A 1,417-nucleotide genomic window follows, 5' to 3' on the forward strand; every position below is an offset into this window, starting at 1 on the left:
TACCCGCGCCAAAAAATGCTTGACCTGGAGTGCACTCGAAGTCCCACCATTCAGAACGTCGATGAGGAGAAGCGCATGAAGATTGGCGAACTGGCCGCGCTCACGGGCCTTTCGGCTCATACGATCCGCTACTACGAGCGCATCGGGCTGATTCCCTATGCGGTGCGCGACGAAACGGGCCAGCGCGCTTACGACCGTTCGGTGCTTGAATGGATCGGTTTTCTGGGCCGTCTGAAGACCACGGGCATGCCGATCCAGGGCATGTTGCGCTACGCGCAGCTGCGCGCGGCCGGCAAGGCAACCGAGCGCGAGCGCGGCGAATTGCTGGCGGCGCATCGCGAAGCGGTGCGTGCGCAGGTGGCCGAACTCCAGGCGTGTCTTCTCGTCCTCGACAACAAGATCGAAGGTTATTCCCACGCCATGCAAAGGAACGAGAATGCACGAAACGACAAATCAGACCAGCGCCGCCCGGCAGGAAAGCCGCCTCGCAAGAGGCAGGCGCATGCTCTCGGCGATTGACGGCAGCGGCGGCGAGCACGTGATCGACTCGCTCGCCGATATCGCGCCGGATTTCGCGCAGTATCTGCTGGAATTTCCATTTGGCGACATCTACGCGCGGCCGGGTCTGGACCTTCGCTCGCGCGAGATCGCCACCATCGCGGCGCTCACGGCCATTGGCCACGCGCAGCCGCAACTCAAGGTCCATATTGCCGCGGGCCTGAACGTGGGCCTCACGCGCGAGGAGATCGTCGAGACGATCATGCAGATGGCCGTGTACGCGGGCTTTCCCGCGGCGCTCAACGGCCTCTTCGCCGCGCGCGAGGTGTTTGCACGCGAGGCTTGAAGCGCACGACGCACGCGGCGGCGGCCCGCATCGCCGCGTGACGGCCGCGGCGCTTCAGAACAGCTTCAACGGCATGTTGATGACGAGGCGGAATTCCTGGTTGCTCGGGTCGGAGTAGTACTTCGACGCGTGGTGCCACATGGCGATAAAGGTGATTTTGGTGTTCTTGAAGCGCCCGCTTTGCAGCGTATAGCTCGGAATGAAGCCGAATTCGTGGTGCGAGCCGTGCACGGGCTGCCCGTTCCTCCAGTACAGGTTGTAGAACGGGCTCGCGGGCGTGGGATTGGCGGCTGCACCCGCCGACGCGTTGGCGCCCCAGCCGAGTGCGTACCAGAGCATCGCCTTCGCGCCCGGCAGGCCCGCATAGGCGCCATCGAAACCATAGCGCACCTGGAACGACTGCTCGTGCGGCGCGTTGTAGTCCACGTCCATCGAGTTGACGAGATAGTCGCCCGCCGTCTCGTTCACGTAGTCGTAGAACTGGTCGCCGAGAATCTGTTGGTAGCCGAGCAGAAGCGAATGCGGACCGTGCTGCGCGGCGAGCGAAAGACTGTACGCGTTGCTGTCGATGGG

General features: G+C 63.6%; 3 protein-coding genes. 2 read left to right on the top strand and 1 reads right to left on the bottom strand.

The window, feature by feature from the left end:
• Positions 1-75: 75 nt before the first annotated feature.
• Together U5A57_RS41195 and U5A57_RS41200 are read left to right on the top strand one after the other, a co-directional pair.
• Entirely contained in the window at positions 76-519 is a 444-nt protein-coding gene (locus U5A57_RS41195; RefSeq protein ID WP_321918070.1) for a MerR family transcriptional regulator, read from the top strand.
• Complete coding sequence (locus U5A57_RS41200; protein ID WP_233888066.1) at positions 503-844, top strand: carboxymuconolactone decarboxylase family protein; 342 nt, start codon at positions 503-505, stop codon at positions 842-844. Before U5A57_RS41195 ends, U5A57_RS41200 begins: the two co-directional genes overlap by 17 nt.
• 54 nt (positions 845-898) lie before the next feature.
• Here the strand turns inward: U5A57_RS41200 and U5A57_RS41205 are convergent.
• A partial coding sequence (locus U5A57_RS41205) for an OprD family outer membrane porin (RefSeq protein ID WP_321918073.1) occupies positions 899-1,417 on the bottom strand: 519 nt, incomplete at its 5' end.

The sequence above is a fragment of the Paraburkholderia sp. J11-2 genome, from assembly GCF_905220185.1.
In the GTDB taxonomy this organism is placed as follows: Bacteria; Pseudomonadota; Gammaproteobacteria; order Burkholderiales; family Burkholderiaceae; genus Paraburkholderia.

What these genes read in the sequence shown, in the direction of transcription:
- U5A57_RS41195 (WP_321918070.1), top strand. Translation starts at nt 76, where the DNA reads ATGAAGATTGGCGAACTGGCCGCGCTCACGGGCCTTTCGGCTCATACG.
- U5A57_RS41200 (WP_233888066.1), top strand. Translation starts at nt 503, where the DNA reads ATGCTCTCGGCGATTGACGGCAGCGGCGGCGAGCACGTGATCGACTCG.